This window comes from Streptomyces sp. NPDC097595, assembly GCF_044761525.1.
Classification (GTDB): Bacteria; Actinomycetota; Actinomycetes; order Streptomycetales; family Streptomycetaceae; genus Streptomyces; species Streptomyces drozdowiczii_A.
Genome location: NZ_JBIWCN010000019.1, coordinates 33747 through 56408, shown reverse-complemented (window position 1 = coordinate 56408; position 22662 = coordinate 33747). Strand labels below are relative to the sequence as shown.

The following is a 22662-nucleotide window of genomic DNA, read 5'->3' as shown; positions in this document are numbered from 1 at the left end:
TTGATCCATGACCCAGGGCTGGAGCGCGCGCGACATACCCGACCAGAGCGGCCGCACGGCCGTGGTGACGGGGGCCAACAGCGGGATCGGGCTCGTCACCGCCCGTGAGCTGGCCCGTTGCGGGGCCAGGGTGCTGCTCGCCTGCCGCGACGAGCGGCGCGGCGAGGAGGCGGCGGCCCGCATCCGTTACGCGGTGCGCGGCGCGGACGTCGAGTTCGCCCCGCTCGATCTGGCCGATCTGTCCTCGGTGCGCGCGTTCGCCAAGGACCTCCGGGCGGACCGGCTCGATCTGCTGGTCAACAACGCCGGGGTGATGGCGCTGCCGTACGGGCGGACCGCCGACGGCTTCGAGACCCAGTTCGGCGTCAACCACCTCGGGCACTTCGCGCTGACCGGGCTGCTGCTGCCGAGGCTGTCGGCCACCGGGGGCGCCCGGGTGGTGACCGTCTCCAGCGGGCTGCACGCCCTCGGCAACATCGACATGGGCGACCTCAACAGCGAGCGGAACTACCGCCGCTGGACCGCCTACGGCCGCTCGAAGACCGCGAACCTGCTCTTCGTCCACGAGCTGGCCCGGCGGCTCGCGGCGGTCGGCAGCCCACTGGTCGCCACCGCCGCGCACCCCGGCCTCGCCGCGACCAACCTCCACACGGCGGGGGCCCGGCTGGAGAAGCGCAGGGTGGCCGAGCGGGTCATGAACCTCACCAACCTCTTGGCCCAGCCCGCGTCCGCCGGGGCCCTGCCCACGCTGTACGCCGCCACCGCGCCGGGCGTGCGCCCCGACTCGTTCACCGGCCCCCGGCTGGGGTGGCGCGGCGCGCCCGGACCGTCCTCACGGGCGGGCTGGACGCGCGACGACGTGGCGGGCGAGCGGCTGTGGGTGGCCTCGGAGCAGCTGACCGGGGTGACGTACGCGGGGCTGTAGCCCGGCCCTCCACGGCTCGGCCCTCCACGACTCAGCCCTCGACGGCGGACGGGTCCATCCAGACGACCTCCCACATGTGGTGGTCCGGGTCCTGGAAGGAGCGGCCGTACATGAAGCCGAGGTCCTGCGTCTCGTTGGCGGGCGATCCGCCGTTGGCGAGGGCGGCCTCGGCCAGCTCGTCCACCTTCTCGCGGCTGTCCGCGCTGAGCGCGAGGATCACCTCGGTGGACGCGGACGCGTCCGCGATGTCTTTCTTGGTGAAGTCCTTGAAGCGCTCCTCCTGGAGGAGCATCGCGAAGATCGTGTCGCTGATGACGAGGCAGGCGGTGCGCTCGTCGCTGAACTGCGGGTTGAAGGAGTAGCCCAGCTTCGCGAAGAAGTTCTTCGACGTCTCCAGGTCCTTGACCGGCAGGTTCACGAAGATCATCTGAGGCATGGCCGTCTCGCTCTCTCGGTGCTCGGGTTCGGTGTGCGTGTTCTCGACTGGTAGACGCCGGGGCCGCCCGGAACTCATCGGTGCGGGCCGCGGATCCTTTCCGTACCGGGCACCTCACGAAACCGCGACCGGCGCCCCGCCCCTCAGCAGCGAGCCGCCCAACGGGGTCAGGGTGTGCTGGACGGAGCTGCCGTGCCGCAGGGTGTGGACGAGCCCCGCCTCCCGCAGGACGCAGGCGTGCTGGCTGGCCGAGGCGAGGGAGACCCCGGCGCGCCGGGCCAGTTCGCTGGTGGTGCAGCCGTCGCCGATGGCCCGCAGGACCGTGGAGCGGGTCTGCCCGAGCAGCCGGCCGAGCGAGGGGCCCGGGTCGGCGAAGGCGGGGGCGGCCCGGTGGGCGACCGGGTAGACCAGGACCGGCGGGAGCAGGGGGTCGCGCAGGACGACGGGGGCGCCCCGGCAGAAGTAGGACGGCTGGAGGAGCAGTCCGCGCCCGTCCAGGTGGAGGTCGCGGTCCACGGGGTAGTCCGCCTCCAGGACGGGCGCCCGCCAGCGGATGACCGGGGGCAGCGAGGCGAGCAGTTCGTCGGTGCCGCCGCCCAGCAGGGCGCGGCCCCGGATCGCCCGGTCGGCCTCGACGGCGGAGCGGATGTGCGGCCAGTACGGCTCGACGGCGGCGCGGTGGTAGTCCCGTAAGGCGGCGACGAGCCGGGCCAGGGGCTCGGCGCCGCCCTCGCGCAGGGGCTCCAGGCGGGCGGCGTGCCTCGCGCCGGCGTCCCCGAGGAGGGCGATCTCGGCGCTCAGGCGCTCGGGCGGAGTGGCGCGCACGGCTTCCATTCCGGCGTCGGGTCCGAGCGGTTCGGCGCTTTCCTGAGAAGGCGTCAGGAAGTCGGGGAAATATCCGCGCTGCGGGACCACCGCGGACAGCAGACGTACTTCACCGCTCAACCGTGGGCGGGTTTCGGTGCGCCATTTCCCGAAGACCGCGGAAGCCCTCCGGTCCCTCAGCCGGTGAAAACTGAGAATGGTCTCCCACAGCGCGTCCGGCCCGGAGGCCATCCGCACCCTGGAAAGGTCCCATCCGGAGACATGGATACGCAGCACCGAACTCCCACCCCTTGCACCTGCAATTCCCCCCTCGCAAGAGTATGCGAATCGTAACAGCACGTCACCACGGGGTTTCGGCCAGAGGTGAAACGCCTCGCCGGGACCGCCCGCCGGACGAAAAGCTGTACGGCGTCGGGTGCGATTCCGGAGCCACCGGAAGAGCGAGTGAAGGCCGTGGGGGGTTTTGCTCGTTCGGCGGCGGTTGGCAATGGTGCGGCTCCGCACTCGATGGGGGTAAGCCGGGTGCGGCCCGTGGATGGGGATCCACGGGCCGCACCCCGGTCCGTTCAACTCGATTTCTTTGCGCATTAAACGAAGCAATGGGCGCTGGGCGCCAATTTACCGGAGCATGACAACGTTGTACGGGGATGCCGTCCCACATGACAAGACGGTGGCACCCCCGCACAGGGTGCCACCGTCTCAGGAATTCCGCGTCAGCGGCTGTCGCTCGCCCGCGCCCCGGCCGCCGCCCGGCCCGCCTCAAGACGCGCCACCGGAATGCGGAACGGCGAGCAGGAGACGTAGTCGAGACCGGCCTCGTGGAAGAAGTGCACCGACTCGGGGTCGCCGCCGTGCTCCCCGCAGATGCCCAGCTTCAGGTCCGGGCGGGTGGCCCGGCCGGCCGCGACGGCGTTCGTGACCAGCGAGCCGACGCCGTCCTTGTCGATCGTCTCGAAGGGCGACACCCCGAAGATGCCCTTCTCCAGGTACGCGGTGAAGAAGGACGCCTCCACGTCGTCGCGGGAGAAGCCCCACACCGTCTGGGTCAGGTCGTTGGTGCCGAAGGAGAAGAACTCCGCCGCCTCCGCGATCTGCCCGGCGGTCAGCGCGGCGCGCGGGAGCTCGATCATGGTGCCGATCTTCAGCTTGAGGTCGGTGCCGGTGGCGGCCTGGACCTCCGCGATGACCCGGTCCGCCTCGTCGCGGACGATCTCCAGCTCCTGGACCGTGCCGACGAGCGGGATCATGACCTCGGCGCGCGGGTCGCCCTTGGCGTTCTTGCGGGCGGCGGCCGCCTCGGCGATGGCCCGCACCTGCATGGCGAACAGGCCGGGGATGACCAGGCCGAGGCGCACCCCGCGCAGCCCCAGCATCGGGTTCTGCTCGTGCAGCTTGTGCACGGCCTGGAGGAGGCGCAGGTCGTTCTCGTTGGCGTCCTTGCGGGCCTCGGCGAGGGCCACGCGTACCGAGAGCTCGGTGATGTCCGGCAGGAACTCGTGCAGCGGCGGGTCGAGCAGCCGCACGGTGACCGGCAGCCCGTCCATCGCCTCGAACAGCTCGATGAAGTCCGCCTTCTGGAGCGGGAGCAGCTGCTCCAGGGCGGTCTCGCGCTCCTGGTCGGTGTCGGCCAGGATCAGCTTCTCGACCATCTCGCGGCGCTCGCCGAGGAACATGTGCTCGGTGCGGCAGAGGCCGATGCCCTGGGCGCCGAAGCGGCGGGCACGCAGGGCGTCCTCCGCGCTGTCCGCGTTGGCCCGCACCCGCAGCCGGCGCACCCGGTCCGCGTACGCCATGATCCGGTGTACCGCGGCGACCAGTTCGTCGGCGTCGTCGGCGCCCGCGTGCATCCGGCCCTCGAAGTACTCGACCACGGGGGACGGTACGACGGGGACCTCACCGAGGTACACCTTGCCGGTGGAGCCGTCGACGGAGACGACGTCGCCCTCCTCCACGACGATGTCGCCGACCGTGAGGCGCCGGCGCTTGGTGTCGACCTCGATCTCCTCGGCGCCGCAGACACAGGTCTTGCCCATGCCCCGGGCGACGACGGCGGCGTGCGAGGTCTTCCCGCCGCGCGAGGTGAGGATGCCCTCGGCGGCGATCATGCCGTCCAGGTCGTCCGGGTTGGTCTCGCGGCGGATCAGGATGACCTTCTCGCCGGACCGGGACCACTTGACGGCGGTGTACGAGTCGAAGACCGCCTTGCCGACCGCCGCGCCGGGCGAGGCGGCGATGCCCCGGCCGAGCCGCCGGGTCTTCGCGGTGTCGTCGAAGCGCGGGAACATCAGCTGCGCGAGCTGGGCGCCGGTGACCCGCTGAAGGGCCTCGGCCTCGTCGATGAGCCCCTGGTCGACCAGCTGGGTCGCGATCCGGAAGGCGGCACCGGCGGTGCGCTTGCCGACCCGGGTCTGGAGCATCCACAGGTGGCCGCGCTCGATGGTGAACTCGATGTCGCAGAGGTCCTTGTAGTGGGTCTCCAGCGTCTCCATGATCGTCAGCAGCTGGTCGTACGACTGCTTGTCGATCGACTCCAGCTCGGCGAGCGGCACGGTGTTGCGGATGCCCGCGACGACGTCCTCGCCCTGCGCGTTCTGGAGGTAGTCGCCGTAGACGCCCTGGTGGCCGCTGGCCGGGTCACGGGTGAAGGCGACGCCCGTACCGGAGTCGGGGCCGAGATTGCCGAAGACCATCGAGCAGACGTTGACGGCGGTGCCGAGGTCGCCGGGGATGCGCTCCTGGCGGCGGTAGAGCTTGGCCCGGTCGGTGTTCCACGAGTCGAAGACCGCCTTTATGGCCAGGTCCATCTGCTCGCGCGCGTCCTGCGGGAAGTCGCGGCCGGCGTCCCGCGCGACGATCTTCTTGAACTCCTTGACCAGCTTCTTCAGGTCGCCCGCGTCCAGGTCCACGTCGACCTTGACGCCCTTGGCCTCCTTCGCGGCCTCCAGCGCCTCCTCGAAGAGCTCGCCGTCCACCCCGAGCACGGTCTTGCCGAACATCTGGATCAGCCGGCGGTAGGAGTCCCACGCGAACCGCTCGTCGCCGGCCTGGGCGGCGAGGCCCACCACGGAGGCGTCGGAGAGGCCGATGTTGAGGACGGTGTCCATCATCCCGGGCATCGAGAACTTGGCGCCGGAGCGTACGGAGACCAGCAGCGGGTCGTCGGCCTGGCCGAGCTTCTTGCCCATCCGCGTCTCCAGGGCGCCGAGGTGCGCACTCACCTCGTCGCGGAGGGCGGCCGGCTCGTCACCGCTGTCCAGGTAGACCTTGCACGCCTCGGTGGTGATGGTGAAGCCGGGCGGGACGGGGAGCCCGAGGTTGGTCATCTCGGCGAGGTTGGCCCCCTTCCCGCCGAGGAGGTCCTTCAGATCCTTGTTGCCTTCGGTGAAGTCGTAGACGAACTTCTGCACATCTTTGTTTTCCGACACGGTCTCGACTCCTCGAAGACGCGGTGGCTGCCCTGACGGCGAGGAACATACCCAGATCGAAGGTGCCTGGGTACGTCCACTTGCGCGTCGTACGGCCGTAACCACCCGTCCGCCAGCAGATCGAAAGTCGGCCGGCCGGAAGCCATCCGGAATCCTGCATTCAGGAGTCGTACACAGGATCACGCAGCGCACACCGGAACCCGCGATTAGGTGGCCGAAAGTAGCCGAAGCATCGATCGATCAAAGTACGAGCACCTGGCACTCAGTGCCACCCTTTGAGAAATGCAGCCCCGGTTTTCCCGCTCATCTGAGCGTCACGCCTCTCAAGGTGGCGAGAATCACTCGATGGGGCCACCGCTCAGATGAGCGAAAACGCGCATGGGGGGCACGCGGTGCCCCCCATGCGCCGACGGCTTTTCTCAGCCCCCGGAGGTGTCCAGCTCCGCGTCGGCGCTGATGCCCGCGCAGTCGTACGGGTCCTTCAGCCAGCCGTCCGGGAGAGCCACCCGGTTGTTGCCCGAGGTGCGGCCGCGCGGACCGTCGGCGCCGTCCGGCCAGGGCTGGTCGAGGTCAAGCTCCTGGAGCTGGGAGCCCAGCTCCTCCAGCGAGGAGGTGATCGCCAGCTTCTTGCGCATCTCGGAGCCGACCGCGAAGCCCTTGAGGTACCAGGCGACGTGCTTGCGGAAGTCGATCACGCCGCGCGCCTCGTCACCGATCCACTCCCCCAGCAGCGTCGCGTGCCGCAGCATCACGTCGGCGACGGTGCGCAGCGTGGGCGCCTGCCGGGTCTCCGTGCCCTCGAACGCGCTGACCAGGTCGCCGAAGAGCCAGGGGCGGCCCAGGCAGCCGCGCCCCACGACGACGCCGTCGCAGCCGGTCTCGCGCATCATGCGCAGGGCGTCGTCCGCGCACCAGATGTCGCCGTTGCCGAGCACCGGGATCTCCGGGACGTGCTCCTTGAGGCGGGCGATGGCGTCCCAGTCGGCGGTACCGCCGTAGTGCTGGGCGGTGGTCCTGCCGTGCAGGGCGACCGCCGTGACGCCCTCCTCGACGGCGATCCGGCCGGCGTCGAGATAGGTCAGGTGGTCGTCGTCGATGCCCTTGCGCATCTTGATCGTGACGGGCAGGTCCCCGGCCCGGGAGACCGCCTCGTGCAGGATCGCGCGCAGCAGCGGCCGCTTGTACGGGAGGGCCGAGCCGCCGCCCTTGCGGGTGACCTTGGGGACCGGGCAGCCGAAGTTGAGGTCGATGTGGTCGGCGAGGTTCTCGTCCACGATCATGCTGACGGCCTTGCCGACCGTGTCCGGGTCCACTCCGTACAGCTGGATCGAGCGCGGGGTCTCGGTCGCGTCGAAGTGGATGAGCTGCATGGTCTTCTCGTTGCGCTCGACCAGGGCCCTCGTCGTGATCATCTCGCTGACGAAGAGGCCCTTGCCGCCCGAGAACTCCCGGCACAGCGTGCGGAAGGGGGCGTTGGTGATGCCGGCCATGGGCGCGAGGACCACCGGCGGCTGCACGGTGTGCGGGCCGATGCGGAGCAGCGGGGGCGAGGGGGCGAGCGTGGTCATGGCCCCATTGTCCCGTACGCCGATGACTGCTCCCCAGGGCGTCCCGCCCCGCCGGGGCGAGGGGAAGAGGGGGCGTTGTCCGACCCCCGCCGTAGCGTGGGGATTCCGGCGACCGGCCGGCCTGTGAAGGAGACGAAGCTCATGACTACGACCTCTGCCCGCTTAACTCCCGGCTCCCCCAGCCGTCGCGGTCTGCTCGCGCTCGGCGGCGCCGGGGTGCTGCTCCTCGGTACCGCGGGCACCGCCCGCGCGGCGGCCGATCCCACGACGGCCCGGCTGCGCGAGCTGGAGCGGACGCACGGCGCCCGCGTCGGCGCGTTCGCGTACAACGTGGCGACCGGGGTCGCGGTGCGGCACCGGGCGGACGAGCGCTTCCCGATGCTGTCCACGTTCAAGACGCTCGCGGCGGCGGCCGTCCTGCGGGATCTGGACCGGGACGGCGAGGTCCTGGCGAAGGTGATCCACTACACGAAGGCGGACTGCGTCTCCGACTCGCCGGTCACGGACACCGCGGAGAACATCGCGAACGGGCTGAGCGTGGCCCGGCTCTGCGACGCCGCCATCGGGGACAGCGACAACACCGCGGGCAATCTGCTGCTGCGCGAGCTCGGCGGCCCGCACGCCGTCACCCGCTTCGCCCGCTCGCTGGGCGACCGGGTGACCAGGCTGGACCGCTGGGAGCCCGTGCTGAATTCCGCCGAGCCGGGCCGGGTCACGGACACCACGACCCCGTCCGCGCTCGCCCGCGACTACGCCCGGCTGGTCCTGGGGGACGTGCTGCAGCGCCGGGACCGCGCACTGCTGACCCACTGGCTGCTCAACTGCCGGACGAGCGGGACGCGGTTCCGGGCCGGGCTGCCGCCGGAGTGGACGGTCGCCGACAAGACGGGCGGCGGCTCGTACGCCTCGTGCAACGACGTGGGCGTCGCGTGGACGGAGGAAGGCGTACCGGTGGTCCTGGCGGTGCTGACGACGAAGCCGACGGGCCCTTCGGACGCGGCCGGCGACCACCCGCTGGTGCGGGACGTGGCGAAGGCCCTGGCGGCAGCAGTCGTTAGTTAGTCGTACTATCAATGAATGCCTGAGCTCAGCCACCGACGGCGGATGCTGGTGCTGGCGATCTGCTGCATGAGCCTGCTGATCGTCAGCCTCGACACCACCGCCCTCAATGTCGCCCTGCCCGCCATGCGCCAGGACCTCGACGCGAGCGTCGCGGGGATGCAGTGGACGATCGACGCGTACACGCTCGTCCTCGCATCCCTGCTGATGCTCGCCGGTTCCACCGCCGACCGGATCGGCCGGCGGAAGGTCTTCATGGCGGGCCTGGTGCTGTTCACGCTGGGCTCGGCGCTCTGCTCGCTGGCACCGAATCTGGAGGCGCTGATCGCCTTCCGGATGGTGCAGGCCGTGGGCGGCTCGATGCTCAACCCGGTCGCGATGTCGATCATCACCAACACCTTCACCGACCCCCGCGAGCGCGCCCGCGCGATCGGGGTCTGGGGCGCGGTCGTCGGCGTCTCGATGGCGGCGGGACCGGTGGTCGGCGGCGCTCTGGTCGACTCGGTCGGCTGGCGCTCGATCTTCTGGGTCAACCTCCCGGTGGGCCTCGCCGCCCTGTTGCTGACCTGGCGTTACGTCCCCGAGTCGCGCGCCCACCGGGCCCGCCGCCCGGACCCGCTGGGCCAGCTCCTGGTGATCACGCTGCTGGGCTCGCTGACGTACGCGATCATCGAGGCCCCGCAGAAGGGATGGGCCTCCGCCGAGATCCTGCTCTTCGCGGGGCTCGCGGCGGCGGCCCTCGTGGGGCTGCTGGTGTACGAGCCCCGGCGCGCCGATCCGCTGATCGACCTGCGGTTCTTCCACAGCGTGCCGTTCAGCGGGGCCACGGTCATCGCCGTCAGCGCCTTCGCCGCGCTCGGCGGCTTCCTCTTCCTCAACACGCTCTACCTCCAGGACGTCCGGGGCCTGAGCGCGCTGGACGCCGGGCTCTACACGCTGCCCATGGCGGCGGTGGTGTGCCTGCTGTCGCCGCTGTCCGGGCGGCTCGTGGCCAGTCGCGGACCGCGCATCCCGCTGCTGATCGCGGGCGGTGCGATGGCGGTGAGCGGCCTGATGCTGGCGGCCTTCGACGCGGAGACCGGGACGGTCTCGATGTTCGCCGCGTATGTGCTGTTCGGCCTGGGCTTCGGCTCGGTGAACGCGCCCATCACCAACACCGCCGTCTCCGGCATGCCCCGCTCCCAGGCGGGCGTCGCGGCCGCCGTCGCCTCCACCAGCCGGCAGATCGGGCAGACCCTCGGGGTCGCCGTGATCGGCGCGGTCCTGGCGGCGGGCATGGCGGACCCGGGCGGCTCGGACGGCTTCGTGGCGGCGAGCCGGCCCGGCTGGTGGATCGTCACCGGCTGCGGGCTCGCCGTCCTGCTGATCGGCGCCCTGAGCAGCGGCCGCTGGGCCCGGTCCACCGCCCGCCGGACTGCGGAGCGGCTGGCGGAACCGGTGGCCGGGAGCTCGGCCGCTCAGCCTTCGGAAGCCCGCACCAGTTCCTGAAGGCGGGCCAGCCGCTCGTACGTCTCGTCGTCCCGGGGCGCGTAGCTGACCAGGCGCGGTCCGGCCGAGGGACCGAGCCACAGGTCGGTGGCCTCCACCCGGAGCAGCCCCACCCAGGCGTTGCGGAAGACCTTGGCCCGGCTGCCCGCGCCGACGACCTCGTGCCGGGCCCAGTTCTCGCGGAACTCCTCCGAGGCCGCCTCCAGGCGCCCCAGCAGCTCCTTCCAGGCGGGCTCGGCGAGGTGTTCCGCCATCGCCGCGCGGAACTTGGCGGTGATGTAGCGGGTCACCTCGGCGGTGTCCATGACGGAGGCCCGCCACTGCGCGTTGGTGTGGGCGAGCAGCATGACGTTGCGGTCCTCGGGCGCGACCTCCTCCAGGTCGCAGAGCAGCCGCCCGTACGTGCGGTTGTGGGCGAGGATGTCGTACCGGCTGTTCTGCACACAGGCGGGGATCGGCTCCAGCTGCCGCAGCATGGTCCGCAGCGCCGGGGTGACGTGCGGGCAGTCGGTGCCGGGGGCCGGGTCGATGGCCGCGGCGAGCGAGAAGAGGTGGCTGCGCTCGCTGCGGTCCAGCAGCAGGGCGCGGGCGAGGGCGTCGAGGACCTGGGGCGAGACCTGGATGTCCCGGGCCTGTTCGAGCCAGGTGTACCAGGTGACGCCGACGGCGGAGAGCTGGGCGACCTCCTCGCGGCGCAGCCCCGGGGTGCGCCGGCGGCGGCCCCGGACGAGGCCGACCTGCTCGGGGGTGATCCGTTCGCGGCGGCTGCGCAGGAAGTTCGCCAGCTCGTGCCGCCGGATGTCGGGCTCGCTCGCGCCGGGGACGGCCGTCTGCGTCAGGGGCGTCGCCATCGTCGTCATTCCTCCAGGGTGCGGGCCCGGTGCGGGCCCCGGGCTGCTGGTGCCTGGTGGTCCTTGTACCAGGATAAGGACACTCTGGTACCAGGCTGCGAGGGGCGCGATCGTCGATGGCGTGAGTGAATCCTCTGTACGGACGACAACGGCAAGCGCCACCACCTCCCCGGTGGTGCGGCACGACCATCCCGCCCCGGTCCTCGGCACGCTGGGGCTGTTCACCGTGCTGCTGGGCGCGGCCCTTCCCCTCATCGACTTCTTCATCGTCAACGTGGCCCTGCCCACCATCGACCGCGACCTGGCGGCGGGCCCGGCCCTGCTGGAACTGGTCGTCGCGGGCTACGGCCTCGCCTACGCCGTGCTGCTCGTCCTCGGCGGGCGGCTCGGTGACATGGCGGGGCGGCGCCGGCTCTTCCTGGCCGGCATCGCGGCCTTCGGGCTGACCTCGCTGGCCTGCGGGCTCGCCCCGACCGCCTGGACCCTGGTGGCGGCGCGGGTGGCCCAGGGCGCGTCGGCCGCGCTGATGCTGCCGCAGGTCCTCGCCACCATCCAGGCGGCCACCTCCGGCCACCGCAGGGCCCGGGCGATGAGCCTGTACGGGGCGACGGCCGGGCTCTCCATGGTCGCGGGCCAGATCCTGGGCGGGGCGCTGGTCGCCGCCGCGCCGCTCTCCTCGGTGTTCGGCGAGAGCGCGGGCTGGCGGTCGGTGTTCCTGGTCAACGTGCCCGTCGCGGCGATCGGTCTGGTGCTGGCGGCGCGCGCGGTCCCGGAGACGCGGGCGGACCGGCCCGCGCCCGTCGACGTACCGGGCACGCTGCTGCTCGCGGTGTCGCTGCTGACGCTGCTGGCCCCGCTCACCGAGGGCCGGGCGGCGGGCTGGCCGCTGTGGACCTGGGTGTCCCTCGCGCTGTTCCCGTTCGCGGCGGCGGCCTTCTACCGGGTGGAGCGGCGGGCGGACCGGCGCGGGCTGGTCCCACTGGTGCCGCCGAGCCTGCTGCGCCTGGAGTCGCTGCGGCGCGGGCTCGCCCTGGTGGTGCCGTTCTCGGTGGGCTTCGGCGGCTTCATGTTCGTCATCGCGGTCGCGCTCCAGCAGGGCCTGCAGCTGGGCCCGGCGCGGTCCGGGCTGTCGATCGCCCCGATGGCGGTGGCCTTCTTCGCGGCCTCGCTGGCCGGTCCCCGGCTGGTGCGGCGGTACGGCAGCCGGGTCGTGACGGCGGGCGGGCTGATCCAGGCGGTGGGCGTGGCGGTGCTCGCGTTCACCGTGTGGCGGGGCTGGCCGGACCTGGGCATGGCGGGCCTGCTGCCGGGCATGGCGGTCGCCGGTTTCGGCCAGGGCCTCCAGCTGCCGGTCATCTTCCGCATCATCCTGTCGGACGTACCGCCGGAGCGGGCCGGGGTGGGCGGCGGTGTGATGACGACGACCCAGCAGGCGACGCTGACCCTGGGCGTGGCGACGCTCGGCTCGCTGTTCCTGGCGCTGGTGCCGGGGTCGGGGATGCGGGACGCGCTGATCGTGACGCTGCTCGTCCAGCTGGCGGCGGTCGCCCTGACGACCGCGCTGAGCCTGCGGCTGCCGCGCACGGTGAGCTGAGGGGCGGGGGCTCCGGACGGGGCGGCCCGGGACGCGGGGCGGACACGGCACGGCCCCGGCGGGCGGACCTGGTGGTCCGGCCCGCCGGGGCCTCGGTGTGTGCGCGGGGCGTCAGCTCTGCGCCGGGGCCTCCGGCTCCGCGGCCGGCGCGTCGGCGTCCGCGGTGTCGGGCTGCTCGGTGCCGGCGGCCCGCTCCCGCATCTTGCGGAGCAGCTCCTGCTTCTGGTCGGCGGCCGACTTGCGGTCGGCGGCCTCTCCGGCGGGACCGGCGCCCTGCGCCCCGCCGCGGGACAGCTTCTTGCGCTGTCCGCCGACGCCGAGGAGGTTGTTGCGGCTCTTGGCCATGGGGTTCTCCCAATGTGTGGTCTCGGTGAGGTCTCTCGTGACCTCGGATCGATCCGGGGGGCGGCGGGTGGTCGGACCCGCCGCGCTCTCACTCGTAGATCTGGAAGAACGAAGACATGGGCAGGACGGTACCCACACCGGGCGCCCGGCTCACCCGGTTTTCCGTCCCCGGTCCCCCCGGCGCACGAGGCCCCCGGTTCCGCGGCGGGCGCGGAAGCCGGGGGCTTCGGTCGGCGGGTGCGGGCGTCAGCAGCCGAGCAGGCGGGAGGCGAGGTAGCCCTGGATCTGGTCCAGGGAGACGCGCTCCTGCTTCATCGTGTCGCGCTCGCGGACGGTGACCGCGTTGTCGTCCAGGGTGTCGAAGTCGACGGTGACGCAGAACGGCGTGCCGATCTCGTCCTGGCGGCGGTAGCGGCGGCCGATGGCGCCGGCGTCGTCGAACTCGATGTTCCAGTTCTGCCGGAGATCGGCGGCGAGGCCCTTGGCCTTCGGCGAGAGCTGCGGGTTGCGGGAGAGCGGGAGGACCGCGACCTTGACCGGCGCCAGGCGCGGGTCGAGGCGCATCACGGCGCGCTTCTCCATGACGCCCTTGGCGTTCGGCGCCTCGTCCTCGCTGTACGCGTCGAGGAGGAAGGCCAGCATCGCGCGGCCGACACCGGCCGCCGGCTCGATGACGAACGGGGTGTAGCGCTCGCTCTTCTCCTGGTCGAAGAAGGAGAGGTCCGTGCCCGACGCCTTGGAGTGGGCGTTGAGGTCGTAGTCGGTGCGGTTGGCGACGCCCTCCAGCTCGCCCCACTCGCTGCCGCCGAAGCGGAAGCGGTACTCGATGTCAGCGGTGCGCTTGGAGTAGTGGGAGAGCTTCTCCTGCGGGTGCTCGAACCACCGCATGTTCTCCTCGCGCATGCCGAGACCGGTGTACCAGTTCCAGCGCTGCTCCATCCAGTACTCCTGCCACTGCTCGTCCTCGCCCGGCTTGACGAAGAACTCCATCTCCATCTGCTCGAACTCGCGCGTGCGGAAGATGAAGTTGCCCGGAGTGATCTCGTTGCGGAAGGACTTGCCCATCTGCGCGATGCCGAACGGGGGCTTCTTGCGCGCGGTGGTCAGCACCTGGGAGAAGTTGGTGAAGATGCCCTGCGCGGTCTCGGGGCGCAGGTAGGCGACCGAGCCGGAGTCCTGGGTCGGGCCGAGGTGCGTGGAGAGCAGGCCGGAGAACTGCTTGGGCTCGGTGAAGGTGCCCTTGTTGCCGCAGTTCGGGCAGTTGAGGTCGGCGAGGCCGTTCGCGGGCGCCTTGCCGTGCTTCTCCTCGTACGCCTCCTCCAGGTGGTCCGCGCGGTAGCGCTTGTGGCAGGAGGTGCACTCGGTCAGCGGGTCCGAGAACGTGGCGACGTGGCCGGACGCCACCCACACCTCGGGGGCCAGGATGACCGACGAGTCGATGCCGACGACGTCCTCGCGGGAGGTGACCATGTAGCGCCACCACTGGCGCTTCAGGTTCTCCTTGAGCTCGACGCCCAGCGGCCCGTAGTCCCAGGCGGCCTTCTGACCACCGTAGATCTCGCTGCAGGGGTAGACGAAGCCACGGCGCTTGCTCAGGCTGACGATGGTGTCGATCTTGTCGGCGGCCACGGTGCTCTCTTCATTACGACGGAACGGGCGGGCGAATGGCCCAGATTACCGGCGGCCACTCCCCTTCGATCAAATCGGTATCGGTCCCGGCCGCGAACCCCGCTTGTTGACAATCGTTTCCACTTTTGTTGAAAATGAGTGTCATGAACATACGCCGCCTCATACCGGCCGCCGCCGTCACCGGCGCGGTCGCGCTCGGTCTCACCGCCGTCACCGCCTGCTCGTCGTCCGACACCTCCGACCACAAGGGCGACGGCCGGCTGGACGTGGTGGCGTCCTTCTATCCGATGCAGTTCCTGGCCGAGCGCATAGGCGGCGACCACGTCTCGGTCACCAGCCTCACCAAGCCCGGCGTGGAGCCCCACGACCTGGAGCTCAGCCCCCGGCAGACCGGCAGGCTCAGCGACGCGGACTTCATCCTCTACCTCAAGGGCCTCCAGCCGGCCGTCGACGAGGCGATCAAGCAGTCCGGCGCCTCCCACACCCTGGACGCCGCGACGCTGACCACGCTGGAGGACCACGGCACCGAGACCGGCGGTGAGGAGCACGGCCACGCGCACGAGGGCGACGAGGCCGGCGCCGATCCGCACATCTGGCTGGACCCGGTGAAGTACACCGAGGTCGCCAAGGGCGTCGGCACGTCCCTGGAGAAGACCGACCCGGACCACGCGGCGGACTACCGCAGGAACACCGACGCCCTGGTCAAGGAGCTGGGAGCGCTCGACACCGCGTACCGGACCGGGCTGAAGAACACCGCGACGAAGACGTTCATCACCACGCACTCCGCCTTCGGCTACCTCGCCGAGCGCTACGGCCTCACCCAGGAGGGCATCGCCGGCATCGACCCCGAGGCCGAGCCCAGCCCCGCCCGCATCAGCGCCCTGCACTCCATCGCCGAGAAGAAGAAGGTCACCACCGTCTTCTTCGAGACGCTCGCCAGCGACAAGACGGCGAAGACCGTCGCCCGCGACACCGGCCTGAAGACCGACGTCCTGGACCCGCTGGAGGGAATCACGGACAAGTCCAAGGGCGATGACTACATCGAGGTCATGAAGTCCAACCTCGCCGCCCTGCGCTCGGCGCTCGGCGCGAAGTGAGCGACGACCCCACCGCACCCGACGACCTCACCGCTCCCGTCGGCCCGAACCGCGCAGCAGCACCGGAGGCGCTCATGCCCGAGCCCCAGCACCCCACCAGCGAACCCGTGATCGCCGTACGCGACGCCACCGCGACCCTGGGCTCGCGCCCCGTGCTGCGCGGCGTCGACCTGACCGTGCAGCGGGGCGAGGTCGTCGCCCTGCTCGGCGCCAACGGCTCCGGCAAGTCCACGGCCGTCCGCTCCGTCATCGGCCAGGTCCCCCTGACCGGCGGCACCGTCGAGCTCTTCGGCACCCCGCTGCGCCGCTTCCGCGACTGGGCCCGGGTCGGCTACGTCCCGCAGCGCACCACGGCGGCCGGCGGCGTGCCCGCCACGATCCGCGAGGTCGTCTCCGCCGGGCGGCTCTCCCGCACCCGGCTCGGCCTCCCCCGCAGGGCCGACCGCGCCGCCGTCGACCGGGCCATCGAGCTCGTCGGCCTCGCCGACCGCGCGAAGGACTCGGTCAACGCCCTCTCCGGCGGCCAGCACCAGCGCGTGCTCATCGCCCGCGCGCTCGCCGCCGAACCGGAGCTCCTGATCATGGACGAGCCGATGGCGGGCGTGGACCTGGCCAGCCAGGAGATCCTGGCCGCCACCCTGCGCGAGCAGGTCGCCGGCGGCGCCACCGTGCTCCTCGTCCTGCACGAGCTGGGCCCGCTGGAGCCCCTGATCGACCGGGCGGTCGTGCTGCGGGACGGCTGCGTCCTGCACGACGGGCCGCCCCCGAAGGCCGTCGGCCAGCACGCGCTGCCCGGCCACGACCACGTACACCCCCACGCGGCTTCCGAGCCCGTCCGGACGGGACTGCTGAGCTGACCATGGAATTCCTCGACCCTCCCTTCATGCAGCGGGCGCTGCTCGCCGCCGTGCTGGTCGGCGTCATCGCGCCCGCCGTCGGCATCTACCTCGTGCAGCGCCGGCAGGCCCTGATGGGCGACGGCATCGGCCACATCGCGATGACCGGCGTCGGCCTCGGCTTCCTGCTCTCCACCAGCCCGGTCTGGATGGCCACCGCGGTCGCCGTCGCGGGCGCGGTCGTCATGGAGCTGATCCGCTGGTACGGCCGCACCCGCGGCGACATCGCGCTGGCCATGCTCTTCTACGGGGGCATGGCGGGCGGTGTCCTGCTGATCAACCTCTCGGACACCGGCTCGAACGCCAACCTGACCTCGTACCTCTTCGGCTCGCTGTCCACGGTCTCCTCCGAGGACATCACCTCGATCTCGCTGCTCGCCGCGTTCGTGCTGCTGGTGACGGTCGGGCTGCGGCGGCAGCTGTTCGCCGTCAGCCAGGACGAGGAGTTCGCCCGGGTGACGGGCCTGCCGGTGCGGATGCTGAACCTGCTCGTCGCGGTCACCGCCGCCGTGACCGTCACGGTCGCGATGCGGGTCGTGGGGCTGCTGCTGGTCAGCGCCCTGATGGTGGTCCCGGTCGCCGCCGCGCAGCAGATCACCCGGTCCTTCAAGGTGACGTTCGTGCTCGCGGTCGTCATCGGCGTCGGCGTCACCCTGTCCGGCACCATCACCTCGTACTACCAGGACGTTCCGCCCGGCGCGACGATCGTGCTGCTGGCCATCGGGGTCTTCGTCGTCCTGACGCTGCTCGCCGCCCCGCTCGCCCGCGGCCGCGCCCGGCGCGGCGAGACCGAGGCGGAGCGGTGCACCCTGGAAGTACCGGGAGCCCGCCCGGCACCGGACGACGTCCGAGTCTGACTCCCCGGACGGGGCGGGCTGGCACAATGGCCCGACAGATGTACGGGCGACACGAGGAGGCTCCTGTGGCGACGGCGCCGATCAGTGGGACGAACGCGGCTCCGGTACGCGGCCGCTCGACCCGGCAGCGGGCAGCCGTCGCGGCGGCGCTCGACGAGGTGGACGAGTTCCGCAGCGCCCAGGAGCTGCACGACGTCCTCAAGCACCGGGGGGACTCGGTCGGCCTGACGACGGTCTACCGCACCCTCCAGTCCCTCGCGGACGCGGGCGAGGTGGACGTCCTGCGCACCACGGAGGGCGAGTCCGTCTACCGGCGCTGCTCGACCGGCGAGCACCACCACCACCTGGTCTGCCGCATGTGCGGCAAGGCGGTCGAGGTGGAGGGGCCCGTGGTCGAGCAGTGGGCGGAGACCATCGCCAGCCAGCACGGCTTCGTCAACGTGGCGCACACGGTCGAGGTCTTCGGCACCTGCGCGGACTGCGCGGGCGGCGAGAAGTAGGCCGGACCGGGGCGGCTCCCGCTCCGGCCGTTCAGACCTTCGTCAGGTTCCGGTCGAAGATCGCGCGCACGCGGTCCACATCGGACCCGTCCCGGACGCCCCGCTTGGGTATCACGGTCACCCCGGTGGCGTTCCGGTCGTCGCTGAACATCACGAACAGGTCCGCTGTCTCCACGTACCGCGGCTGCGCCCGCCACTTGACGACCGCGCTCGTGCTGTCCGTGTCGACGGCGACGCCGGACTCCTCGACCCGCACCCGGAACTCGCCCTGCCGCCGTACGAACCGGAACAGCTGGCGCGCCATCAGCCACGGGCCGAGGAACAGCAGCGGGCCGCAGATCAGCAGCGCCGCCAGCAGGGGCACCGGTACATCCTCGCCCTTCGCCAGCGACAGTGCGGTGGCCACGACGCCGCATCCCGTCGCGACCACCCCCAGGACCCGCTGCCGCCGGCCCGAGGCGCTGACCCGGTTGCGGGCGCGGAGCGCCGTCGTGTAATCGCGCAACTCCGGGCGGTATCTCAGCTCGACCGCTCCGTGCACGGCATCCCGCTGTTCGTTCATGGCCCCCACCTGACGTGTGTGAAAGAGCCGTGATCGTACCGGCAGGGGTTCAGGCCCGGGGATCCGATGTCGCCGCGACCTCCTCCGCGCCGCCGAACCGGCGGTCGCGCTGGGCGAATTCCAGGCAGGCGCGCCACAGGTCGCGGCGGTCGAAGTCCGGCCACAGCACGTCCTGGAAGACCATCTCGGCGTACGCGCTCTGCCAGATCAGGTAGTTCGAGGTGCGCTGCTCGCCGCTGGGGCGCACGAAGAGGTCCACGTCCGGCATGTCCGGGTAGTAGATGTACTTCGCGAACGTCTTCTCGTTGACCTTCGACGGGTCGAGCCGTCCGGCGGCGACGTCCTGCGCGATCCGCTGCGCGGCGTCCGCGATCTCGGCCCGGCCGCCGTAGTTGACGCAGAAGTACAGCGTCATCTTGTCGTTGTCCTTGGTCTGCTCCTGGGCGACCTGGAGCTCCTGGACGACGGACTTCCACAGCTTGGGCATGCGGCCCACCCAGCGGATACGGATACCGAGCGCGTCCATCTCGTCACGGCGGCGGCGGATGACGTCCCGGTTGAAGTTCATCAGGAACTTCACCTCCTCCGGGGACCGCTTCCAGTTCTCCGTCGAGAAGGCGTACAGCGAGAGGTTCTTGACGCCCATCTCGATGCAGCCCTTGAGCACGTCCATGACGACGGCCTCGCCGACCTTGTGCCCCTCGGTGCGGGGCAGGCCGCGCTCCTTCGCCCAGCGGCCGTTGCCGTCCATCACGATGGCGACGTGCTTGGGCACCAGCTCACCGGGGATCTTCGGGGGCACGGCACCGGACGGGTGCGGCTCCGGGGTCTTGTAGTCGCGCCGGTTACGGCCGCCGAGCATCCCGCGTACTGCCATGTGCTTCTCAGTCTCCCTGTGTCACTTCTCTACGTACCGCAGTGAACGCAGCCCGCGCTCCAGATGCCAGTGCAGATACGCGGACACCAGTCCGCTCCCCTCCCTGGCATGACGCGCCTCGCACGCGTCCGCCGTCTCCCAGTCGCCGGTGAGCAGGGCGCTCAGCAGGGCGACGGCCTCAGCCGAGGGTACGACGCTGCCGGGCACCCGGCAGTCGCCGCATACGATGCCGCCCGCCGCCACGGAGAAGAAACGGTTCGGGCCGGGCAGTCCGCAGCGCGCGCAGTCGTCGAAGCTGGGGGCGTAGCCGTTGACCGCGAGGGAGCGCAGCAGGAAGGCGTCCAGGATGAGATGCGGCTCGTGCTCGCCCCGGGCCAGCGTGCGCAGCCCGCCCACCAGCAGCAGATACTGCTGGACCGCGGGCTCGCCCTCGTGGTCGGTGAAGCGCTCGGCGGTCTCCAGCATCGCGGTCCCGGCGGTGTAGCGCCCGTAGTCCGTGACGATCCCGCCGCCGTACGGGGCGATCGTCTCGCTCTGGGTGCACAGCGGAAGACCGCGCCCGACCAGCTCGCTGCCCCGCGCGAAGAACTGCACGTCCACATGGGAGAACGGCTCCAGACGGGCCCCGAACTTCGACTTGGTGCGCCGCACCCCGCGCGCGACGGCCCGCACCCGGCCGTGGCCCCGGGTCAGTATCGTGATGATCCGGTCGGCCTCGCCCAGCTTCTGCGTGCGCAGCACCACGCCGTCGTCCCGGAACAAGCTCATGCGTCCCATTGTCCGGTACGCCACTGACACCCGGGGCCCGCCCCCGTGCGGCGGGGCCGTAGGGCTCCCCCGGCGGTCACCCCGAGCCCCCGGGCCCACAGGAGCCCCAGGAGGGCCGGGGGGCGGATCAGGAGGGCGTACGCGCCGCCTCGGCGAGCAGGCGGGCGGTGTCCTCGGCGCGCAGCCTCAGCGCGCCGCCGACGGTGGTCAGCACCTCGCGTTCGGCGGTGCTGTACGCGCCGTCGACGAGGGCGATCCGGGCGCCCTGGAGCAGAATCGATTCGCGCCCGGTGGGGGCGAGGTGCGGGGCGAGCGGTTCCAGCGCCTCGTGCAGCTCGATGGCGAGGGCCGCGCCGCACGCCTCGGCCGCCGGGTCGAACGCGGAGCCCTGGCCGATGTCGGCGGACAGCACCTCGACCACGGTCGCGAGCTGTTCGGGCGTGCAGTCGTCGAACCCGGCGCCGCGCACGGTGTCGGCGGCGCTCTCCAGGACCGTACGGGAGGTGCTGCCGCCGGCCGCGAGGACGCCGAGGGCCACGGTGTGCACGGCGTCCCGCAGCATCGCGGAGAACCGGGTGGTGGTGGGGTGGTCGAGCGTTTCCGGGTCGAAGTGCTGGTGGCAGGCGGCGCATTCGACCACCGGGCCCGTGGTGCCGCGCCGCAGCAGGGGCACGCCCAGCACGGCGAAGCGACGGCGGCCCGTGAGGCGGCGGTAGTTGCGGTCACCGCCGCAGCCGGGGCAGAAGAACTCCCCGTCACCGGTGGTGTCCCACAGCGTACGGATGCCGCAGATACGCAGCTTCATGGCGCGTTGTCCCAGGGCTGACCGCACGTCGCACACCTCCGTAACACTCCGGCAACACTGCCGTGTCGACGTGATGTTAACCACATCACCCTTGTGCCGTCAGCACCCCGCCGGTCACAACCGCCCGGAGAATGGCCGAACCCCGCCCCCCGGAAGCGGGTGGGCGGGGTTCGCGGACCGTACGACTCCGGGCCCTTTCGGGCGCCGGATCAGCGGGTGGCGCGGTTGACGGCCGAGACGACCGCCTTCAGCGAGGCGCGGGTGGTGTTGGCGTCGATGCCGATGCCCCACAGCACCTTTCCGTCGATGACGCACTCGATGTACGAGGCGGCCTGGGCGCTCGCGCCCTCGCTCATGGTGTGCTCGGTGTAGTCCAGCAGCCGGGCGTCGATGCCGATGGCCTGCAGCGCTTCGAAGAACGCGGAGATCGGGCCGTTGCCGGTGCCGGTCAGCACGGTGTCCGTGCCGTCCACGGTCGCCTCGACGGTGATCGTGTCGCGGCCGTCGGTGCCGGTCGTGCTCTGGCCGGAGCGGATCTGCACGCGCCCCCAGGCGTTCTCGGGGTTGGGCAGGTACTCGTCCTGGAAGACGCTCCAGATCGCCGTCGGCGTGACCTCGCCGCCCTCGGCGTCGGTCTTGGCCTGAATGATCCGGGAGAACTCGATCTGCATCCGGCGGGGCAGGTCCAGCTTGTGGTCGTTCTTCAGGACGTACGCGATGCCGCCCTTGCCGGACTGCGAGTTGACCCGGATGACCGCCTCGTAGGAGCGACCGACGTCCTTCGGGTCGATCGGCAGGTACGGCACGGCCCACTCGATGTCGTCCACCGTCTTGCCCTGGGCGGCCGCGTCGGCCTCCATGGCGTCGAAGCCCTTCTTGATGGCGTCCTGGTGGGAGCCGGAGAAGGCGGTGTAGACCAGGTCGCCCGCGTAGGGGTGGCGCGGGTGGACCTCCATCTGGTTGCAGTACTCGCTGGTGCGGCGGATCTCGTCGATCTGCGAGAAGTCGATCTGCGGGTCGACGCCCTGCGAGAACAGGTTCATGCCCAGCGTCACCAGGTCGACGTTGCCGGTGCGCTCGCCCTGGCCGAACAGGCAGCCCTCGATCCGGTCCGCCCCGGCCATCAGGGCCAGTTCGGCGGCGGCGACGGCGGTGCCGCGGTCGTTGTGCGGGTGGACGGACAGGCAGACGAACTCGCGGCGCGACAGGTTGCGCGACATCCACTCGAACCGGTCCGCGTGCGTGGACGGCGTCGAACGCTCCACGGTGGCGGGCAGGTTGAGGATGATCTCGCGGCCCTCCTCGGGCTGCCAGACGTCACAGACCGCCTCGCAGACCTCCAGGGCGAAGTCCAGTTCGGTGTCGGTGAAGATCTCCGGGCTGTACTGGTAGCCGAAGATCGTCTCGTCGCCCAGGATCTTGTCCGCGTACTCCATGACCAGCCGGGTGCCGTCCACGGCGATCTGCTTGACCTCCTCCTTCGAGCCGCGGAAGACCACGCGGCGGAAGGTGGGGGCGGTGGCGTTGTACAGGTGGACGGTGGCGCGCCGGGCGCCCACCAGCGACTCGACGGTCCGCTCGATCAGTTCCTCGCGGGCCTGCGTCAGGACGGAGATCGTCACGTCCTCGGGGATCGCGCCCTCTTCGATGATGGAGCGGACGAAAGCGAAGTCCGTCTCACCGGAGGACGGGAAGCCGACCTCGATCTCCTTGTAGCCCATGCGTACGAGCAGGTCGAACATCTCGCGCTTACGGGCCGGCGACATCGGGTCGATCAGGGCCTGGTTGCCGTCGCGCAGGTCCGTGGACAGCCAGCGGGGCGCCTTGGTGATCCGCTTCTCGGGCCAGGTGCGGTCGGGGATGTCGACAGCCTCGTAGCGGCCGTACTTGTGGACCGGCATCCCGGACGGCTTCTGCAGCACCGCGGCGTTGGTGATCGGCGTGGGACGGCCGACGGCGTGCGAGGCGGGGGTCTGGGCGGGGTTCACTTCGGTCATGGCGCGGGGCTCCTCGGGTGTCCTTCTCGGGGACGGCCGACTGTGTTTCTGCAACACCAGACTCCGCGGGGAGGGGGTCGGCCTCGACTACAGGCCCTCGCCGCGGCAGCTAAGAAGAAGCAGCCCGAAACGCATGATGCGTCGAGACTAGCCGAGGG

The 22662-nt window shown here is 71.3% G+C and carries 20 protein-coding genes; 8 read left to right on the top strand and 12 right to left on the bottom strand.

What is annotated here, in order from left to right; all coding sequences use genetic code 11:
* The first annotated feature begins 7 nt into the window (after positions 1 to 7).
* Positions 8 to 925, top strand: a complete 918-nt coding sequence (locus ACIQZN_RS26440) for an oxidoreductase (protein WP_403998653.1) — start codon at positions 8 to 10, stop codon at positions 923 to 925.
* Between the two features lie 31 nt (positions 926 to 956).
* Here ACIQZN_RS26440 and ACIQZN_RS26435 read toward each other — a convergent pair whose 3' ends face one another.
* The 4 genes from ACIQZN_RS26435 to dusB form a co-directional block, all read right to left on the bottom strand.
* Positions 957 to 1361, bottom strand: coding sequence for a VOC family protein (locus tag ACIQZN_RS26435; RefSeq protein WP_403998650.1), 405 nt, complete (start codon positions 1359 to 1361; stop codon positions 957 to 959).
* Positions 1362 to 1475: 114 nt separating this feature from the next.
* A complete protein-coding gene (locus ACIQZN_RS26430) occupies positions 1476 to 2462 on the bottom strand; it encodes a helix-turn-helix domain-containing protein (RefSeq protein WP_403998648.1) in 987 nt (328 codons plus the stop codon).
* A 437-nt stretch (positions 2463 to 2899) separates the two neighbouring features.
* Positions 2900 to 5611, bottom strand: coding sequence for a pyruvate, phosphate dikinase (ppdK, locus tag ACIQZN_RS26425; protein ID WP_403998645.1), 2712 nt, complete (start codon positions 5609 to 5611; stop codon positions 2900 to 2902).
* Between the two features lie 419 nt (positions 5612 to 6030).
* The gene (gene dusB / locus ACIQZN_RS26420) at positions 6031 to 7179 is read right to left on the bottom strand and encodes a tRNA dihydrouridine synthase DusB (RefSeq protein ID WP_403998642.1); all 1149 of its coding nucleotides are present in this window, start codon (positions 7177 to 7179) and stop codon (positions 6031 to 6033) included.
* 141 nt (positions 7180 to 7320) lie between these two features.
* On the opposite strand from dusB, the gene bla reads away from it, so the two are divergent.
* Both bla and ACIQZN_RS26410 read left to right on the top strand, forming a co-directional pair.
* On the top strand, positions 7321 to 8241 hold the full coding sequence (gene bla / locus ACIQZN_RS26415; RefSeq protein WP_403998639.1) for a class A beta-lactamase: 921 nt from the start codon (positions 7321 to 7323) through the stop codon (positions 8239 to 8241).
* Positions 8242 to 8256: 15 nt separating this feature from the next.
* Entirely contained in the window at positions 8257 to 9726 is a 1470-nt protein-coding gene (locus tag ACIQZN_RS26410) for an MFS transporter (protein ID WP_403998636.1), read from the top strand.
* Here ACIQZN_RS26410 and ACIQZN_RS26405 read toward each other — a convergent pair.
* Complete coding sequence (locus tag ACIQZN_RS26405) at positions 9696 to 10586, bottom strand: helix-turn-helix domain-containing protein (protein WP_403998633.1); 891 nt, start codon at positions 10584 to 10586, stop codon at positions 9696 to 9698. The two genes, ACIQZN_RS26410 and ACIQZN_RS26405, sit on opposite strands and share 31 nt — an antisense overlap.
* A 163-nt stretch (positions 10587 to 10749) precedes the next feature.
* On the opposite strand from ACIQZN_RS26405, the gene ACIQZN_RS26400 reads away from it, so the two are divergent.
* Positions 10750 to 12171: an MFS transporter gene (locus ACIQZN_RS26400; protein WP_403998944.1), complete on the top strand. Its 1422-nt coding sequence runs from the start codon at positions 10750 to 10752 to the stop codon at positions 12169 to 12171.
* A gap of 111 nt (positions 12172 to 12282) precedes the next feature.
* Here ACIQZN_RS26400 and ACIQZN_RS26395 read toward each other — a convergent pair whose 3' ends face one another.
* Entirely contained in the window at positions 12283 to 12516 is a 234-nt protein-coding gene (locus ACIQZN_RS26395; RefSeq protein WP_403998630.1) for a DUF6243 family protein, read from the bottom strand.
* Positions 12517 to 12762: 246 nt separating this feature from the next.
* Positions 12763 to 14145, bottom strand: coding sequence for a glycine--tRNA ligase (locus tag ACIQZN_RS26390; RefSeq protein WP_366438806.1), 1383 nt, complete (start codon positions 14143 to 14145; stop codon positions 12763 to 12765).
* A gap of 143 nt (positions 14146 to 14288) precedes the next feature.
* Here ACIQZN_RS26390 and ACIQZN_RS26385 point away from each other — a divergent pair, with 143 nt between their 5' ends.
* The 4 genes from ACIQZN_RS26385 (at position 14289) to ACIQZN_RS26370 (ending at position 17495) form a co-directional block, all read left to right on the top strand.
* The gene (locus ACIQZN_RS26385; RefSeq protein WP_403998627.1) at positions 14289 to 15242 is read left to right on the top strand and encodes a metal ABC transporter substrate-binding protein; all 954 of its coding nucleotides are present in this window, start codon (positions 14289 to 14291) and stop codon (positions 15240 to 15242) included.
* Between the two features lie 74 nt (positions 15243 to 15316).
* A complete protein-coding gene (locus ACIQZN_RS26380; RefSeq protein WP_403998941.1) occupies positions 15317 to 16099 on the top strand; it encodes a metal ABC transporter ATP-binding protein in 783 nt (260 codons plus the stop codon).
* Between the two features lie 2 nt (positions 16100 to 16101).
* A complete protein-coding gene (locus ACIQZN_RS26375) occupies positions 16102 to 16995 on the top strand; it encodes a metal ABC transporter permease (protein WP_403998624.1) in 894 nt (297 codons plus the stop codon).
* 65 nt (positions 16996 to 17060) lie between these two features.
* Positions 17061 to 17495, top strand: coding sequence for a Fur family transcriptional regulator (locus ACIQZN_RS26370; RefSeq protein WP_403998621.1), 435 nt, complete (start codon positions 17061 to 17063; stop codon positions 17493 to 17495).
* A gap of 31 nt (positions 17496 to 17526) precedes the next feature.
* Here the strand turns inward: ACIQZN_RS26370 and ACIQZN_RS26365 are convergent, their stop codons facing one another.
* From ACIQZN_RS26365 to leuA, 5 genes are all read right to left on the bottom strand, one after another.
* Entirely contained in the window at positions 17527 to 18057 is a 531-nt protein-coding gene (locus ACIQZN_RS26365; RefSeq protein WP_403998618.1) for a YcxB family protein, read from the bottom strand.
* Positions 18058 to 18106: 49 nt separating this feature from the next.
* Complete coding sequence (locus ACIQZN_RS26360) at positions 18107 to 18934, bottom strand: isoprenyl transferase (RefSeq protein ID WP_403998615.1); 828 nt, start codon at positions 18932 to 18934, stop codon at positions 18107 to 18109.
* A 21-nt stretch (positions 18935 to 18955) separates the two neighbouring features.
* Positions 18956 to 19702: a DNA repair protein RecO gene (gene recO, locus ACIQZN_RS26355; protein WP_403998612.1), complete on the bottom strand. Its 747-nt coding sequence runs from the start codon at positions 19700 to 19702 to the stop codon at positions 18956 to 18958.
* Between the two features lie 127 nt (positions 19703 to 19829).
* A complete protein-coding gene (locus ACIQZN_RS26350; protein WP_403998609.1) occupies positions 19830 to 20507 on the bottom strand; it encodes a TerB family tellurite resistance protein in 678 nt (225 codons plus the stop codon).
* Between the two features lie 209 nt (positions 20508 to 20716).
* Complete coding sequence (gene leuA / locus ACIQZN_RS26345) at positions 20717 to 22504, bottom strand: 2-isopropylmalate synthase (RefSeq protein ID WP_403998606.1); 1788 nt, start codon at positions 22502 to 22504, stop codon at positions 20717 to 20719.
* Positions 22505 to 22662: the final 158 nt, after the last annotated feature.

Excerpts from the sequence above, each read along its gene's own strand:
- ACIQZN_RS26440 (WP_403998653.1), top strand. The coding sequence starts at position 8 with ATGACCCAGGGCTGGAGCGCGCGCGACATACCCGACCAGAGCGGCCGC.
- ACIQZN_RS26435 (WP_403998650.1), bottom strand. The coding sequence starts at position 1,361 with ATGCCTCAGATGATCTTCGTGAACCTGCCGGTCAAGGACCTGGAGACG.
- dusB (WP_403998642.1), bottom strand. The coding sequence starts at position 7,179 with ATGACCACGCTCGCCCCCTCGCCCCCGCTGCTCCGCATCGGCCCGCAC.
- bla (WP_403998639.1), top strand. The coding sequence starts at position 7,321 with ATGACTACGACCTCTGCCCGCTTAACTCCCGGCTCCCCCAGCCGTCGC.
- ACIQZN_RS26410 (WP_403998636.1), top strand. The coding sequence starts at position 8,257 with ATGCCTGAGCTCAGCCACCGACGGCGGATGCTGGTGCTGGCGATCTGC.
- ACIQZN_RS26405 (WP_403998633.1), bottom strand. The coding sequence starts at position 10,586 with ATGACGACGATGGCGACGCCCCTGACGCAGACGGCCGTCCCCGGCGCG.
- ACIQZN_RS26395 (WP_403998630.1), bottom strand. The coding sequence starts at position 12,516 with ATGGCCAAGAGCCGCAACAACCTCCTCGGCGTCGGCGGACAGCGCAAG.
- ACIQZN_RS26385 (WP_403998627.1), top strand. The coding sequence starts at position 14,289 with ATGAACATACGCCGCCTCATACCGGCCGCCGCCGTCACCGGCGCGGTC.
- ACIQZN_RS26380 (WP_403998941.1), top strand. The coding sequence starts at position 15,317 with ATGCCCGAGCCCCAGCACCCCACCAGCGAACCCGTGATCGCCGTACGC.
- ACIQZN_RS26375 (WP_403998624.1), top strand. The coding sequence starts at position 16,102 with ATGGAATTCCTCGACCCTCCCTTCATGCAGCGGGCGCTGCTCGCCGCC.
- ACIQZN_RS26365 (WP_403998618.1), bottom strand. The coding sequence starts at position 18,057 with ATGAACGAACAGCGGGATGCCGTGCACGGAGCGGTCGAGCTGAGATAC.
- ACIQZN_RS26360 (WP_403998615.1), bottom strand. The coding sequence starts at position 18,934 with ATGGCAGTACGCGGGATGCTCGGCGGCCGTAACCGGCGCGACTACAAG.
- recO (WP_403998612.1), bottom strand. The coding sequence starts at position 19,702 with ATGAGCTTGTTCCGGGACGACGGCGTGGTGCTGCGCACGCAGAAGCTG.
- ACIQZN_RS26350 (WP_403998609.1), bottom strand. The coding sequence starts at position 20,507 with ATGAAGCTGCGTATCTGCGGCATCCGTACGCTGTGGGACACCACCGGT.
- leuA (WP_403998606.1), bottom strand. The coding sequence starts at position 22,504 with ATGACCGAAGTGAACCCCGCCCAGACCCCCGCCTCGCACGCCGTCGGC.